The sequence below is a fragment of the Gemmiger sp. genome (genome assembly GCF_057431175.1).
Genome location: NZ_DBMDDV010000004.1, coordinates 85858 through 101337, shown reverse-complemented (window position 1 = coordinate 101337; position 15480 = coordinate 85858). Strand labels below are relative to the sequence as shown.

The window sequence follows — 15480 nt, the reverse complement described above, 5'->3', positions numbered from 1 at the left end:
TGTGCCGTTATAGAAAGGCGACCCCGTACAATTCCTCCCTGCAGCTTTTGGAATTATGCGGAGATGTTTAAAGTGTACATTTCACACTGAGTTCGAGAACGAGTACAATGAAACCAGAAGAGATCCAAGCTACACGGAAATGCAGCAGAAGGGATGATTGTTATGGCACTCAAGGAAGGCTACAAGGAAATCAAGGTGCGTTTGCCCATGCAGGAACTCGAAGTGTTGAATGCAAAAGTCGCGCATAGTCGAATGACTAGAGAAAAATATATTCGCTGTCTGATTGCGGAGAAACCGCCGATCGAATATCCTCCGGTGGATTACAGACTGATTATACGGCGTGTGGAGGAGCTGCAGGACACGCTGGAGTGCCTCCTGCAAGAAGACCCGGAAAAACGTGAACGGGCCCAAATGAGCCTTGCGCTAGAGAATGTATCGCATACGGCAGACATGCTTCGCCGCGTAATGTTGTTGTAAGCGGGAAAAGAGAAATGGAAGACTATCTTGGGACCTATAAGAACCGGCCGCGCACCGTGGTGTTCTATGGCCGCGTTTCAACCGAACATGAGCAACAGATCTCTGCACTGGGAAACCAGATGGAATGGTATGCAAACCTTGCAGAACGCAACCCGAACTGGACCGTGGTGGCGCAGTATATTGACGAGGGCATCACCGGTACACAGATGAAGAAACGCCCCTCGTTTATGCAGATGATGGACCACGCCCGGCAGCGTCAATTTGATTTGATCGTGACCCGTGAGCTGTCGAGATTTGCCCGCAACACGGTGGATGCACTGAAGGCTACGCGCGAACTGAAGCAGTATGGCGTTGAAGTTTACTTTGTGAATGACGGCATCTGGACAATGGACGGGGATGGTGAAGTTCGCCTTACGATCATGGCCAGTATCGCGCAGGACGAGAGCCGCAAGACCAGCGAGCGTGTCAAGGCGGGGCAAAAAATCAGCCGTGAAAATGGCGTACTGTACGGTAACGGCAATGTTCTCGGCTATGACCTGGACAAGGTCAATAAAACCTACACCATCAACGAGGAACAGGCCGATACCGTTCGTCGGGTCTATGAGCTGTACGCGAACGGCTATGGTGAAACCGCAGTGGCCAACATGTTGATGGCAGAGGGCCGGAAAGACGGCGGAGGCGGCTGCACATGGACGGCGAGTAAAGTGTCGCGTGTACTGCGAAAGCCCGTTTACAAGGGCTATAAGGCCTATAACCAGTCACATGTGAAGGATTACCTGAGCCAGGAGCGCATTTACCACAGTGAACGCGATTATTCCCTTGTCAAGGGAGACTTCCCGCCGATCGTCTCGGAGAAGCTGTGGGACACCTGCTTTGCGATCCGAAAGAACCGTGCTGCTCACAATGTGGACAAAGAGGGAAGGACATACGGGTTTGGTACAGGTTTTCCGCAAAACAAGTGGGCGAAGGTGCTCTACTGTGAATGCGGTGCCAGATACCAGTGTGAAGGGCATGACAAGAGGCGCAATGGCAGAAGTGATGTCCGTCTTATGTGCTCTGCTACCAAAAAACTCAGCAAAAGGGTCCGGGACGAAAAGGGCTTTGGCGTGCCGTGCCCACTGCCATATACCTGGGACTGGAAAATGGAAATGATCGCAAAGAAGATGTATCAGACCATTTGGGTAACACACAACGATGATCTGCGTAAGCTGGGCGAGGAATTGAATGAGTACCTGCAGAACAATACAGAGTCACCAGAGGTAATCTCACTGAAAAAGCAACTGGAGGATCTGAACGGTGAGATGGACAAACTGGTGCAGGGACGTGCACAGAGCAGGATATCTCTCGCGGAGTTCATGAAAATGAGCACGCAGGTGAACGAAAAAGTCATGGCAACGGAGAAAGCACTGCAGGAGGCTGAACAGCAAAACAGCGCAGAAGAACAGTTGGATCTGGAAAAGCTGGAAGCATCCCTCTGCGATTCTGCAGACTTTTCAGGCGGAGAGATCAACGAGTACTTTCTGGATGTGTATGTGCGGCGGATCATCAAAAGCGGAGAACGGTACATATGGCTGCTCTCACTCACGGAAAAAATCAAACCAAAACCGCCAGAGACCAAGGAAAAACCCCGCATCCAGCAGATCAGGACCTACAAGGCTGGTGAATTGGTCAACCCTGAGACCACACCGGACATTGTGGAACAGAAGAAAGGGGAAAAACCTTATGTGGTCCCGCCTATGAGGACTCACGGCTTTCTGCTGCAGGAGGGCGATGCCAAGAGACGCCGTCATCTGGATTACCGCTATGAGGACTGCCAGTCATTGCATATGAGCTTTCTGGCAGAACCCATTCCGCTTGCAAGGGAGATCATCGATTTTGAAGAGGCAAGCGATTGGCAGAGGAAGGCCGGCGTCAAGCTGCATCCGGCTCGGTGGCGGGATATAAGCGTAGAGATATATCTCGTCTAAGCAGTTCAGTAAAACATCTACTTGTACATTTTTGGAATCGTAAACAATGCGGTATACTGAAGGCGCTAGGAGGGATAATCAGTGAGTTATTCGGATGAAACACTCAGGCGTCCACGCAAGGTGGCCTTCTACGGGCGCGTTTCCACGGAGCTGGAAGCACAGACGGCAGCGCTTAAAAGCCAGATGGAATGGTATCATAAGCTGGCAGCGCAGTACCCGAACTGGTCAGTTGTGAATCAGTATGCGGACGATGGCGTGACCGGAACCGTGAAAGAAGTGCGTCGGGCTTTCATGAAGATGCTGTGCGATGCCAAAGAGGGCAAGTTTGATCTGATCGTGACGCGGGAGGTCTCGCGGTTTGCCCGCAATACCGTAGATACGGTGGAAACGGTGCGAGAGCTGCGGCAGTGCGGCGTCGAAGTGTATTTCGTCATGGAAGATATCTGGACGATGGAAAGTGACGGAGAACTTCGTCTGTCGATCCTGGCTTGCTTGGCACAGGAAGAGAGCCGGAAAATCAGCGAGCGGTCCAGAGCGGGGCAGCAGGTGAAAAGAGAACGAGGTGAACCGTCAGCACACAATGCGTCGTTTGGCTATGTTTACGATAGGCAGCATAAGACCCTTGCTATTGAGGCGGACAAGGTCGAAGCTGTACGGAAGATATTTGAAATGTACGCGGATGGTATAAGCTGTTCGATCATAGCGGATGAGCTGAATATGCAGGGGATCCGGAATAAAGATGACTCCGATAGCTGGACAACTATGCAAGTTCGCGGGATTATAAAAAATCCGATTTACAAGGGCTATATGTACCGCAGGGTAGTCAGCTGCACGGACTATCTTACCCACAAATCAGTCAGCATTCCGGAAGAGGAGCGGGAGTATGTCAAGGGAAATTTCCCGCCCATTGTATCGGAAGAGCTGTGGGAAAAATGCAGAAGGCGCAGAGCAAGCTGCGGACCGCGAAAACAAGGACCGGCAGCGCAGACATACTGGAATGCAGGAGCAGCGTCGGGAGATAAATGGGCTTGCCGCCTGTTCTGCAGCTGCGGAGCCGGAATGTATCGACAATTTAAGACACCCAACAGCATACGCTATGGGTGCCGGCGCGCAAACCCGCAGACAGGTGCTGAGACGGGGATGAAGTGCAGAACCAACACAGTACATAGCTGGGTGTTGGAGAAAATGGCAGAAAAAGTCTTTGCGGCAGCATGGTCAGAGTACCGGGAAGAAATACGTGAGGGTTGCCGCGAACTATGCCGCCAACAAACTTACAGCAGGGAGTCGCAGGACAAGATACGTCAATGCAAAAAACGGATGGCGAAGATCTTGAAGGACGTGGCCGAGCTGGAGAGCGCAAAAGAAGAAGGCCTTGTAGTAGAACGAGCCTACAAAGCCTTGCGCAGAAGCTATGACACAAAAATCAGTCAGGAGAAGGCACTGCTGGCGAGACTTCAGGAGCGATGGCAAGTGCCGGAGATGGGGGATGTGTTCACCTGGAATGACCTCTTCCCGGATGAAAAAGTCAGCCGGGAATTTCTGGACGCATTTGTCCCGCGCATTATTTCCATTGACGGAGAACGATTTATATGGGAGTTGCAACTGATGCAGAACCATTGTACCGTTCAGTGTGAGAGGGAAGGTGCGGGGGCTGATGCGCAAATTCGTGTAGGCAAAATTGTGCAGGAACCCCCAGAATAATGAACGCGGGGATGGAATGAAATGGCACAAAAATAGCGGTAATAAGCGATATTTTAGGGCACTTGCGGGGGCTTTTGGCCGACAGGCCGCCATCAAGAACCCCCACAAGTGATTTTTGCAAGGCTCTGGCATAAGGCCAATGGTCTTACGCATTTTCATACAAAATAGGGGCTGTTAGTGCAACGGCCCCTAAAAGTTTAATAATGAAAAGGCTGTTTACGTATCCATATCCTCAAACGCATCCAGCCCCTTCTTTGCCTCGGCTTTGGTGTCGCCGTGCCTGACGAAGCACATGGTCACAAAGCTCAGGGCTACAAACAGGGCGGCGTAGGGGAACAGTACGCGGTAGTCGATGGCTCGCATCAGGGAGCCGGCCACGATGGGCGTGACGACCTGCGCAGCCATCGAGAAGGTGTAGTAATATCCGGTGAACTTGCCGATGTCGCTGCCGCGGCACATTTCCACCACCATGGGCAGCGAGTTCACGTTGATGGCGGCCCACGCCAGGCCCACCAGCGCAAACACCACGTACATGATGGGCTGGATCGAGGTGTACATCGTGGTCAGCAGGTAACCCAGCATAAAGCAGGTGGCTAGCAGCACGATACCGCACTGGATCGTGCGCTTGCGGCCAATTTTGGCGGCCAGCGTACCGATGGGAATGTACGAGACGATTGCGCCCGCCGTGGCGACCAGCAGGCAGGTGGACGCACCGCCCAGGCCCTCGCCCATGACAGCCTCTACATACTTGGTAAACCACGTTGTAACGCCGTTATAGCCGATAAACCACAGCGAGATTGAGACCAGCAAAAACGCCAGGCTGCGCTTGACCGGGGTCGGCAAAACCTCGTGACCTGCGCCGTCGTCGGTGGCAAGGTTCCACTCGGGGTGGGCGGCCTCCAGCTTCTGGTTTGCTTCCTCAAGCTTCGGCTCCTTGATGGTCAGGTACAAAACGACAACAGCCACGACCATGATCATCGAGACGATGAAGAACAACGGGCGGTAGCTGACGTGCTCCACGCCCTTCGTTTTGGACGCCGGGTACAGCACGGCGGCCAGCCCCAGGTACAGGATGCCGCCGACCGCGCCCATCAGGTTGATGATGGCGTTTGCGCGGCTGCGCAGCGGCTTGGGGGTGACGTCGGGCATCAGGGCCACAGCGGGGGAGCGGTAGGTGCCCATGGCCACCAGCAGCAGGCCCAGCACCACGATAAACAGCACTAACGTTCCGGTGCTGGGGTGGGCGGCATAGCGGTCGTCCAGCAGCGGGATGAGGTTCATCAAAATGACCGCCGCCGCCGTGCCGCCCACGATAAAGGGCATGCGCCGCCCGATGCGGGTGTGTGTTCTATCGGACAGCGCCCCGAAGAACGGCAGCAAAAACAGCGCCAACACGTTGTCTGCGGCCATGATGGCCCCGGCGAACGTCTCGTTCAATTTAAAGGTATCGGTCAAAATCAGGGTCATTACGCTGTCGTACATCTGCCAGAATGTGCAGATCGACAAAAATGCAAGACCCACCAGAATAGTGCGGCGGTTGTTCAGCTTCACGGCGATTCTCCTTACTTTTGGGGGACAATAAAACCCAGAATAGCTATATTGTAGCATTGCTTGTGCGCTTTGTCTACAATTATCTAATGAAGGCAATAAAATTTGCTAAAAATTGACGAATTTCAAACGTGGCTTTTGCTCTGCGGCATCATACTTTGGAACGATTTACATTTTTTGTGAAGTACGGGATAATACCTGCAACACGAAGGGTTTGCGGTGCGATGACAGGTGGCTTGACCTGAATCTGCATCTTCTATATAGAAAAATAACGGCGCATCACCTGATCAGGGTGGTGCGCCGTTGGTGTATTCGGGTAATTTTAGTGCTATTTCAAAATTTGCACACTTTTCTCTAAATTATACAATCGCATCCTCTACCACATCCGCCAGCTGGCGGGGATCCAGCTGGCAGGTGGTGCAGGCGGCGGCCAGCGTCTCCACAAGCTGCTGGTTGAGCGATACATCTGCGATAAAGCGCACTTTTTGCCACTGCCCGGCCAAAAGCTGCAGCGCGGCAATGCCAAAGGTCGTATAGCAGCCTGTTCCCGGTATGGAAAGTTGTTGACGAACGACACGATAGATATACACGATTCTCACCCAATTTTATTATGTTACATCACAAAACGCATTGACAATAAATGGAAATTGCTGTAAAATACATATATGGTTTATGTGGCTTTTCTCGTGGTGCTTCTACCAATATATCACAGCCCCATGTGCAAAGTACACAACCAATGCTAGAAATTTTGGCGGCGTAAAATGTACGGCTGCTTTTACTTCTTCCGGCAAAAGTGGGTAATGATGGGGGAGATAGAAACTTATGTCCGAATATCGATTACGCGTGGCCGAAGCGATCGTTGCAGCACGAGAGAGCGTAGATGTCTCTCAGCGTGAATTGGCAGACCGCCTTGGCCGTGACAAGCGAACGATCCAAAAGTGGGAAAAGGGCGAAATGAAGATCGCCTTAGAGGATTTCCTCGAAATTTTCGAGGCACTAAAAGTCCAGGTGGAGCCGTACTCAAAATGGATACGCCACCCGGAGCTTTTCCCCAACGGATTGGCGGACGTCCGTGGATTTGCCACGGACAAAAAGCGCGGCGCCCTGGCCGACTTTTACAAACACCAGGCCTCGCCCCTGGAAGTCGAGCAGGAATATTACTTCCTGTTTGCGGATCACGGCAGTGATTACCACGGTATGTACCAGCAGTGGATGGCCAATCTGATGACCCCGCTGCGGGACCGCAGGCGCATCTGTGCCCAAGTCATTGACAACTATACCGAAGCGCAGGCTACCGGCACGATCGCCGACCCCGATGCACCTCAGCCAAACATGGAAGTGTTGAAAGCCTGCTACGAGGCCGGCTCCCAGAGCGTTCAGCAGGGCGAGAACGCCTACACGATGCTGAGCCTGGACCTGCATAAATAAGGAATAAACTCACCGTCCCCTGCGTACACTCTGCGCAGGGGGCGTTTTGTATGGCTGTGTTGGTGCAAAAATTCAAGGCCCGGGCGGCGGCGCTGCCCACGTTCGATGTGCCGTTCCTGATTATATTGCTGGCACTGCTCAGTTATGGGCTGATCATGCTGTTTTCGGCCGGATATGCGGTGGCGCTGTACCGCCGCGGCGACGCCTACACCTACATCCGGCCGCAGCTGTTGTTTGCGGCGCTGGGCGTGGCGGCCATGTACGCGGCCAGCCTGGTGGACTACCACATTTGGCACAAGCTGGCCTGGCCGATGCTGGGTCTGTCGCTGGTTTTGCTCACGGTAGTGCTGTTTATGCCGGAGTACAACGGCTGCAAGCGGTGGATCGTGCTGCCGGGGCTGGGTACCTTGCAGCCCAGCGAGATCGCAAAATTCTCGGTGGTGCTGGTGTTTTCCCACATCATATCGCTGAATCATGACAGGATGAAAACCTTCTCCACCGGCGTGCTGCCCTTCGCGCTGATTCTGGGCACGGTCACGGTGCTGATGCTGTTGGAGCCGCACCTGTCCGGCACGCTGCTGATTTTGTCCATCGGCGCGGTGCTCATGTTTGTGGGTGGGACCGGGCTGCAGTGGTTCGGCCTGGCAGGGGGCCTGGGCGTGGCGGCCATCGCGGCGGCGGTGGCGGCCCTGCCGGAGTTGGTCCCCTACGCCACCGACCGCCTGGCCAGCTGGCGGGATCCCTTCGCCGACCCGCTGGGGGAGGGACACCAGACGATCCAAAGCCTGTACGCCATCGCGTCCGGCGGGCTGGCCGGGCTGGGGCTGGGCAACAGCCGCCAGAAATATTTGTACGTACCCGAGCCGCAGAACGATTTCATCTTCTCGATCCTGTGCGAGGAGCTGGGCTTTTTCGGCGCGGCACTGGCGGTAGCGCTGTTTTTGCTGCTGTTGCTGCGCGGTATGTCCATTGCGGTGCGGGCGCGGGATAAGTTTGGCGCGCTGCTGACGGTGGGCTTTGTGGTGCAGGTCATTTTGCAGGCCATTTTGAACATTGCGGTCGTAACGAACACGATACCGAATACGGGTATCAGCCTGCCGTTTTTTTCCTCCGGCGGTACCAGCTTGCTGATGCTGCTGGGAGAAATGGGCATTGTACTGTCCGTATCCCGGCAGACGGATATGGTGTCATAGTTTTTTCACAGTCCCACGGTTGAAACCGGGGGACTTTTGTTTTATAATAGAATAGATTTTTTATCGGAAAGAGGTGCCCCATGGCGGACACGAAACAACAAAAACCACCTTTTCCCCTGCGGGCACTGGCGGCATTTGCCGTTACGCTGGCGGCGCTGTTTGTGCTGTTGCTGGCGGCCTACGCCCTGCCGGGGGATCGGGTGCGGGACCACGTCTACGAATCCGCGCAGACCATCGCAGGTGAGGGGCTGTACCCTGAATATTTCGGCTTCAAGCTGTTCCAGATGGACAATTATACCGACACCATCATGCTGACCGAGGCCGCTGCCGCCGACGAGGCTCCGCCGCTGAGAGCCATGATGACGAACACGGCCTACAACGTCGATAACTTTGAGACGCTGGCCGACGACCTGCAATGGTACATAGAAAAGGATTGGGCCGCCGGGGCGCAGCGCACCGACGCACCGGAGCTGGAGCCCTTCTCCTACGCGCGGTACTGGCACGGGTATCTCATTTGGCTGCGACCGCTGCTGCTGGTCACGACCATTACCGGCGTGCGGGTCGTGCAGTATGTGGTGCTGGCGGCGCTGTTTGCGGCGGTGGTGTGGCTGCTGCGCCGCCGCTGCGGGCTGCGGGCGGCCTTCTGGTTCGTCGTCAGCCAGCTGCTGGTCACGGTGTTCTGGGTGCCGCATCAGGTGCAGTATTTCACCTGCTTTGCCGCCGCCTATGCTGGCTGCGTCTGGGTGCTGGCCAAGCCCCGCCGCAGTGACAGCGTCTGCCTGGCCTTGCTGGTTTTGGGCGTTGTGACGGCCTTCTGCGACCTGCTCGTCACGCCGATTCTGACGCTCGGCCTGCCGCTGGTCTGCTGGCTGCTGCAGCCCCAGCAGCGGCTGCGGGCAGGTGTGCCCCAGTGCGGCATTGTGGTGGGCGGAAGCCTTTCATGGGGCGTTGGGTATCTGCTGTGCTGGGCGTCCAAATGGGTGCTGGCCGGGCTTGTGACCGGGCAGAACGTCATTGCCGACGCGCTGCACCAGGTGGGCGTGCGCACCGCCGCCGACAGCTGGCATGGCATGAAATTGACATGGGGTAATATAATACGTTTTGTATACGAAACGCTGGCGAAAAAGCACCTGTTCTGGCCGCTGGTCCTTGTGGCGGTGCTGCTGGCGGCGCTGTTTGTGGCAAGCATCCGGGATAAGCAGCAGCTTGTCCGGGCGCTGCCGCTGCTGCTCTGCACACTGATGACCCCGGCGTGGTTCATCGTGCTGCGCACCCACAGCATCCAGCACGGTTGGTTCACCTGGCGTGCGCTGGGCCTGACCATATTTGCCGGGGCGGCATTTTTGTATTATTGTTGTGATATTCGTGCCGCAGGGCGGCGTATTTTGCATAGGGGAAAGTAAACAACTATGAACGAAGTAGAAACCAAAAAAGAAGAACAAACCACCGAACAGTCAAAGCCCAACTTCTGGCGCCGCTTGCCGAGGGCCGGGCGCATCGCCATAATTGCGGCAGCGGTCGTGGCGGTGCTGGCGGCCGTGGCCGGGCTGTACATCAACGGCAAGCTCGACCTGCTGCGCTACAACGACGGCAGCGTGGAGGAAATGGGCGATATTGACGCGGGCGAGGACCAGGACCTGGACGGCACCGGCCTGGCCCACACCGAAAAAGAGATGACGATGCCCGAGGGCAGCCCTTTCTCTGACGACAACGTGCTGAACATCCTGCTCATTGGTACCGACGAACGCACCGAGGCCGTCAACGATGCCGATGCCTTCACCCACCTGAACCAGCTGGACGGCACCGAGGATACGACCGAGTTCAGCGATGATGCCCGCGCCGACAGCATGATTTTGGTTTCGCTGGACATCAAGGATCATATCATCCGCCTTGTCTCCATCGAACGCGGCACCGGCGTACCGATTTTGCTGGATGGCTACGAGGACCAATACGACTGGATCACCCACACCTTCCGCTACGGTGGCCCCAAGCTGACGATGAAAACCGTCGAGGACTGCTTCAACGTTCAGGTCGACCACTATGTTCGCGTCAATTTCAACTCCTTTGTCCAGATCGTGAATGCCGTCGGCGGCGTCGATATCGACATCACCGAACAGGAGGCCAAGGCGCTGAACTGGGAGGTCCCCTCCAACTCGATGCTTATTGTCAACCACGTCGACCCGGGCCTCAACCACTTTGACGGCTACACGGCGCTGCAATACGCACGTCTGCGCAAGATCGACAACGACTGGAAGCGCGTCGAGCGTCAGCGCACCGTCATCCAGGCTGTGCTGGACCAGGTGAAAAACGCCAGCGTCGTGGAGCTGGACAGCCTGCTGAACACCGTGCTGCCGCTGATCCAGACGAACTTTACCAAGTCCGAGATCGCCGCCCTGCTTGTGCAGCTTCCGGGCTTTTTGGGCTGCGATGTGCAGCAGATGTCGATGCCTTTGCAAGGCACCTACGGCATCCGCACCGGCATGGACAACCGCCTGATGTACGACCCTGACTGGGTCGTGAACATCAAGGCCTTGCAGGACTTTTTGTACAACGATAAGACCGCCGAGGAAGTCGTTGCCGCCACGCCGGAGACCGCCGCCGCCGAGGCTGCGGGCGAGCTGGTCATTGCCACCCGGGAGACTGCCGACGTGACCGACCCGGTAGAGGAGTACAATGCCAAAAACTTGCATCGCTTCGACATGACCTACCCGTTGGATGCGTCGGACTTCGGGAAGGACGACTACCGCGTCTACGTGGCCGACACCGACAACCTGCGCGGGAGCGAGCTGCGCGGCGCACTGATCGAGCGGCTGTACACTTCCGGTGTGCGGGTCGTGGCCGTGCCCGATGGCGAGGCTGCCGGCGTGTTGTTGGACAACTACCTGCAGACCGGCAATACCGAGAGCCTGGACGGCTACCTGGCTGTGCTGCCCGCCGCCGACCGTGACAGTGCCCGCACCCTGTGGGAGGGCATCTACCGCAGCTACCCCGGCGTGTTCCACGCGGCGGGCCTGGGGGCTGACGCCCGCAGCGCCACCGTGGGCAAAGCGCTGTCTGTGCTGGCGAACGCAAGCTACAACTACCCCGAAACCGAGATCGCCGAGGCGGTAAAAGCTCTGCGCAGCGGCACGACCGCCGACGCCGTGTATTGGTTCAAGTCCGCCATGGCCAGCTACCCGCGCCAGATGGAGCGGTTCTTCGGCGACCGTTACGCCGCCGCGGCCCGCCTGTACTACGCCATGCAGGGCACACTGAACGTGGCTGACGACAGCGAACTGCCGCTCTACGACGCCAAACAGCTGCTGAAAACCTATAAGAATGATGCGATTTTAATCTTCACTGACGAAGCCAGCGCTGTGCAGACCGAGGGCGGCCTGGCCGCTGAACTGCAGGCCCAGCTGGACAAGCAGAAGTATGACGAGGGCGAGGACCACGACAAGGTCTGCGCCATCGCCACGGTCTACGGCACGTGGAGCAACGCTGGGAACTTTACCCCCGACGACGCCGAGACTGCCTGGGACGCCGACAGCCTGACCAAATACCTGGGCAGCGATGCGCTGCGCGGCAAGGATATGGTGCTGGCGCTGGACGGCGAGGACAGCCCCTACCTGAACCGCCAATGCCTGTTAAAGGACGCCGGTGCCCCAGTGGGGGAGTTGGTGCAGAAACTGTTTGTACTCGATAAAAACAACATGGCTTCGCCGGAAACAGCGCAGGCAGAATAAACACCGCAAGAAAATTTGCAAAAGGGTGTTGACAAACGCACCGGCTTGTGGTATAAATGCTTTAAACCAATGAAGCGAAAGTAAAGCTCACAGCGCAGTCACAGAGAGTCCCCGACGCTGGGAAGGGGATACAGAGCGGGTAAGCATAATGGTTCGCGGAGGGCATGGGGAAAGGAGCCTCGCTCCCAGTATCCAGCGCCGGGTGCTCCCGTTATAGAGCAGGGGAATGTTGGTTCCCTACGGAGTGGCCGTGTTTTTATACTATGCACGGCAAGCAAGGTGGCACCACAGATTTGTTTTATCTGCCCTTGCACAGGAGAAATTCTGTGCAAGGGCAGTTTTGTTTTTCAACTTTGAGAGGAGAGGGAAACATGAAGATAGACCTGATGAAAGAGCGATGGCAAGCCTGAATTTGTAAAATAAGTCCGCAGACCTATTCGCCCGCAGGCGGTCAATGACCGCCCCTGCAACTACAACATTACCTGTTTTACAAATAAAGGAGAGTTTACCATGAAAAAGTTCGTTGCTGTTCTGTCCGCTGCCGCTATGATGACCAGCCTGGCCGCCTGTGGTTCCACCGCTGATACCACCTCCACCGCCGCTTCCTCCTCCGCCGCCGTCTCCACCGAGAGCACCGCCGCTGAAGCCACTACCGACGCCAAGAGCTACAAGATCGCCGTGGTGCAGCAGCTCGACCACGCCAGCCTGGACGAGATCCGCACCGCCGTCGAGGCCGAGCTGGACGCCAAGGCCGCCGAGAAGGGCATCACCATTGAGTACAAGGACTTCAACGGCCAGAACGACGCCACGACGCTGAACCAGATCGGCACCCAGGTCGTCTCTGACGGCTACGACGCCATCATCCCCATTGCAACGCTGGCTGCCCAGTGCATGGCCACCGCTGCTGAGAGCACCAAGACCCCGGTCATCTACGCCGCCATCTCTGACCCCGCCGCCGCGGATCTGACCGATATCGACTACGTCACCGGCACTTCCGACGCGCTGAACACCCAGTCCATCATGGATATGATGTTTGCCGTCCAGCCTGACATCCAGACCGTCGGCCTGCTCTACTCCAACTCTGAAGCCAACTCCACGACCCCCATTGCCGAAGCCAAGGCTTACCTCGATGCCAAGGGCATTGCCTACGTCGAAAAGACAGGCAACACCAACGATGAGATCATGACCGCCGCGTCCAGCATGGTGGGCCAGGTCGACGCCGTCTTTACCCCGACCGATAACGTCGTCATGGCCGCTGCCGCCGCTGTCTCCGAGACACTGACCAAGGGCGGCATCCCATTCTATACCGGTGCGGACAGCTTCGTCACGGCCGGCGCGTTCGCCACCTGCGGCGTCAACTACACCGAGCTTGGCACCTACACCGCCGACATGGCCCTCGATATCCTCGAGACCGGCACCGTGCCTGAGTACCACGTCATGGACGGCGGCATCATCACCGTCAACACCGAGACCGCCGACGCCCTGGGCATCGATTACAGCGCCTTCAACGATCTGGCCGGTCAGGTCGTTGAGGTCACCACGGCGGAATAAACCCTCCGGGAAGAGACCGTAGGGGCGCATTCTATATGCGCCCGGGATGCCTGCGCAGCCGCAGCGTCCCGCGGGCGGATATGGAATCCGCCCCTACATTGTTGTATAATAGACTGTACCATTACTTTTAGAGAGGAAGCTACCCTATGTTTACCGTTGCCACCGTGCTGAATGCACTGGAGCTGGGCTTTATCTACGCGCTGGTTGCCCTGGCGCTGTTCCTCAGCTTCCGCGTGCTGAACATCGCCGATATGACCACCGACGGCGCATTCACCCTGGGCTGCGCTGTTTCGGCTACCGCCGCGGTGGCGGGCCATCCGTTCCTGGGTCTGCCGCTGGCGCTGCTGGCCGGTGCGGCGGCCGGGTTCGTCACGGCGTTTCTGCAAACGCGGCTGGCGGTGCCGTCCATTCTGGCGGGCATCATCACCAACACAGGGCTGTACACCGTCAACCTGGCGGTTATGGGGTTTTCTTCCAACGTACCTATGTTGAAAACAACCACGATCTTCACCGTGGCGCAGAGCATCCTCGGCGAGAATGCACCCTATAAGTTGCTGGTGGCGGCCCTTGTCACAGTTGTGGTCTGCGTGCTGCTCATCCTGTTCCTCGGCACTCGGATGGGCCTGTCCATCCGGGCCACCGGCGACAACCCGGACATGGTCCGCGCATCCTCCATCAACACGGCGTTCACCATCACGGTAGGTCTCTGCATCTCCAACGCCATGACCGCCCTGTCTGGCGCGGTGCTGGCCCAGTATCAGCGCTCGGCGGATATCAACCTCGGTACCGGCATGGTCGTCATCGGCCTGGCGTCCCTCATCATCGGCGAGACGCTGTTTGGCCGCAGCGGTATGTGGGTCAAGGCTGTGGCTGCCGTTATCGGCAGCGTTATCTACCGTTTCATCATTGCGCTGGCCCTGCGTGCCAACGTCCCGTCAGAGTGTCTGAAACTGATTTCCGCCGTCATCGTGGCGCTGGCCATCGCTGCGCCCGCCATCCGGTCCAAGGCGGCTTTCCGCCGCCGCCGTGCCAACGCCGAGAAAGAAGGTGCCCGCCATGCTTGAACTGAAAAACATCGGCAAAACGTTCAACCCCGGCACCGTCAATGAGAAGATCGCGCTGGAAGGCGTGAACCTTCACCTCGACGACGGTGACTTTGCCACCATCGTCGGCTCCAACGGCGCGGGCAAATCCACGCTGTTCAACGCCATTGCGGGCGAGTTCATCGCCGACACTGGCACCATCACGCTGGCGGGCAAAGATATCACCTTTTTGCCAGACTACAAGCGCTCCAAGGCCATCGGTCGGATGTTCCAGGACCCGTTGCGCGGCACGGCCCCGCATATGACCATTGAGGAAAACCTTGCGCTGGCCTTCCTGCGGGCATCGGGGCACACGTCGCCCTTCTCCCGCATCACGAAGAAGGACCGCGACCTCTTTGCGGAAAAACTCTCCGAGCTGGGCCTTGGCCTGGAGGACCGGATGAAGCAGCCGGTGGGCCTGCTGTCCGGCGGCCAGCGCCAGGCATTGACCCTGCTGATGGCCACGCTGGTCACGCCGAAACTGCTGCTGCTGGACGAGCACACCGCCGCCCTGGATCCCGCCACGGCGGACAAGGTGCTGAAACTGACGAAAAAGATCGTGGCCGAAAACCACCTGACCTGCCTGATGATCACCCACAATATGCACGACGCGCTGACCCTGGGCAACCGTACATTGATGATGGACCATGGCCACATCGTGTTGGACATCGGCGGCGAGGAGCGCGCCCACACCACCGTGGACGGTCTGCTGGACCGCTTTGCCGAGAACGTCGGCCATGCGCTGGATAATGACAGAATTTTGTTGAGTAAAGAGGCATAAAAATACCGCCCTGCACGAAATTCTCGC

At 57.1% G+C, this 15480-nt stretch carries 12 protein-coding genes; 10 read left to right on the top strand and 2 right to left on the bottom strand.

The genetic code is table 11. The features are described 5' to 3' along the window. Nucleotides 1-162 precede the first annotated feature (162 nt). The 3 genes from ACZO0A_RS03150 to ACZO0A_RS03140 all read left to right on the top strand — a co-directional run bounded on the left by ACZO0A_RS03150 (nt 163) and on the right by ACZO0A_RS03140 (nt 4145). Nucleotides 163-477: a hypothetical protein gene (locus tag ACZO0A_RS03150; RefSeq protein WP_291231282.1), complete on the top strand. Its 315-nt coding sequence runs from the start codon at nt 163-165 to the stop codon at nt 475-477. Between the two features lie 14 nt (nt 478-491). Next, a complete protein-coding gene (locus ACZO0A_RS03145; protein ID WP_302371256.1) occupies nt 492-2444 on the top strand; it encodes a recombinase family protein in 1953 nt (650 codons plus the stop codon). A gap of 81 nt (nt 2445-2525) precedes the next feature. Next, nucleotides 2526-4145, top strand: a complete 1620-nt coding sequence (locus ACZO0A_RS03140; RefSeq protein WP_302375201.1) for a recombinase family protein — start codon at nt 2526-2528, stop codon at nt 4143-4145. Between the two features lie 216 nt (nt 4146-4361). Here the strand turns inward: ACZO0A_RS03140 and ACZO0A_RS03135 are convergent, their stop codons facing one another. Together ACZO0A_RS03135 and ACZO0A_RS03130 are read right to left on the bottom strand one after the other, a co-directional pair. Further along, on the bottom strand, nt 4362-5696 hold the full coding sequence (locus ACZO0A_RS03135; RefSeq protein WP_302375203.1) for an MFS transporter: 1335 nt from the start codon (nt 5694-5696) through the stop codon (nt 4362-4364). A gap of 356 nt (nt 5697-6052) precedes the next feature. Beyond that, nucleotides 6053-6283 carry a DUF6514 family protein gene (locus ACZO0A_RS03130; RefSeq protein ID WP_215691781.1) on the bottom strand — a complete coding sequence of 77 codons (231 nt, stop codon included), beginning with the start codon at nt 6281-6283 and terminating at the stop codon, nt 6053-6055. A gap of 232 nt (nt 6284-6515) precedes the next feature. Between ACZO0A_RS03130 and ACZO0A_RS03125 the strand changes: the two genes are divergently transcribed. From ACZO0A_RS03125 to ACZO0A_RS03095, 7 genes are all read left to right on the top strand, one after another. Then, entirely contained in the window at nt 6516-7121 is a 606-nt protein-coding gene (locus ACZO0A_RS03125; protein ID WP_294718092.1) for a helix-turn-helix domain-containing protein, read from the top strand. Nucleotides 7122-7171: 50 nt separating this feature from the next. Then, a complete protein-coding gene (locus ACZO0A_RS03120; RefSeq protein WP_291210765.1) occupies nt 7172-8314 on the top strand; it encodes an FtsW/RodA/SpoVE family cell cycle protein in 1143 nt (380 codons plus the stop codon). A gap of 80 nt (nt 8315-8394) precedes the next feature. Next, the gene (locus tag ACZO0A_RS03115; RefSeq protein ID WP_302375207.1) at nt 8395-9717 is read left to right on the top strand and encodes a hypothetical protein; all 1323 of its coding nucleotides are present in this window, start codon (nt 8395-8397) and stop codon (nt 9715-9717) included. A gap of 6 nt (nt 9718-9723) precedes the next feature. Further along, the gene (locus ACZO0A_RS03110) at nt 9724-12039 is read left to right on the top strand and encodes an LCP family protein (RefSeq protein WP_302375209.1); all 2316 of its coding nucleotides are present in this window, start codon (nt 9724-9726) and stop codon (nt 12037-12039) included. 510 nt (nt 12040-12549) lie between these two features. After that, on the top strand, nt 12550-13590 hold the full coding sequence (locus ACZO0A_RS03105) for an ABC transporter substrate-binding protein (protein ID WP_215691776.1): 1041 nt from the start codon (nt 12550-12552) through the stop codon (nt 13588-13590). A gap of 146 nt (nt 13591-13736) precedes the next feature. Then, nucleotides 13737-14654 carry an ABC transporter permease gene (locus ACZO0A_RS03100; protein WP_302375211.1) on the top strand — a complete coding sequence of 306 codons (918 nt, stop codon included), beginning with the start codon at nt 13737-13739 and terminating at the stop codon, nt 14652-14654. Further along, the gene (locus tag ACZO0A_RS03095) at nt 14647-15453 is read left to right on the top strand and encodes an ABC transporter ATP-binding protein (RefSeq protein ID WP_215691774.1); all 807 of its coding nucleotides are present in this window, start codon (nt 14647-14649) and stop codon (nt 15451-15453) included. Before ACZO0A_RS03100 ends, ACZO0A_RS03095 begins: the two co-directional genes overlap by 8 nt. Nucleotides 15454-15480 lie beyond the last annotated feature (27 nt).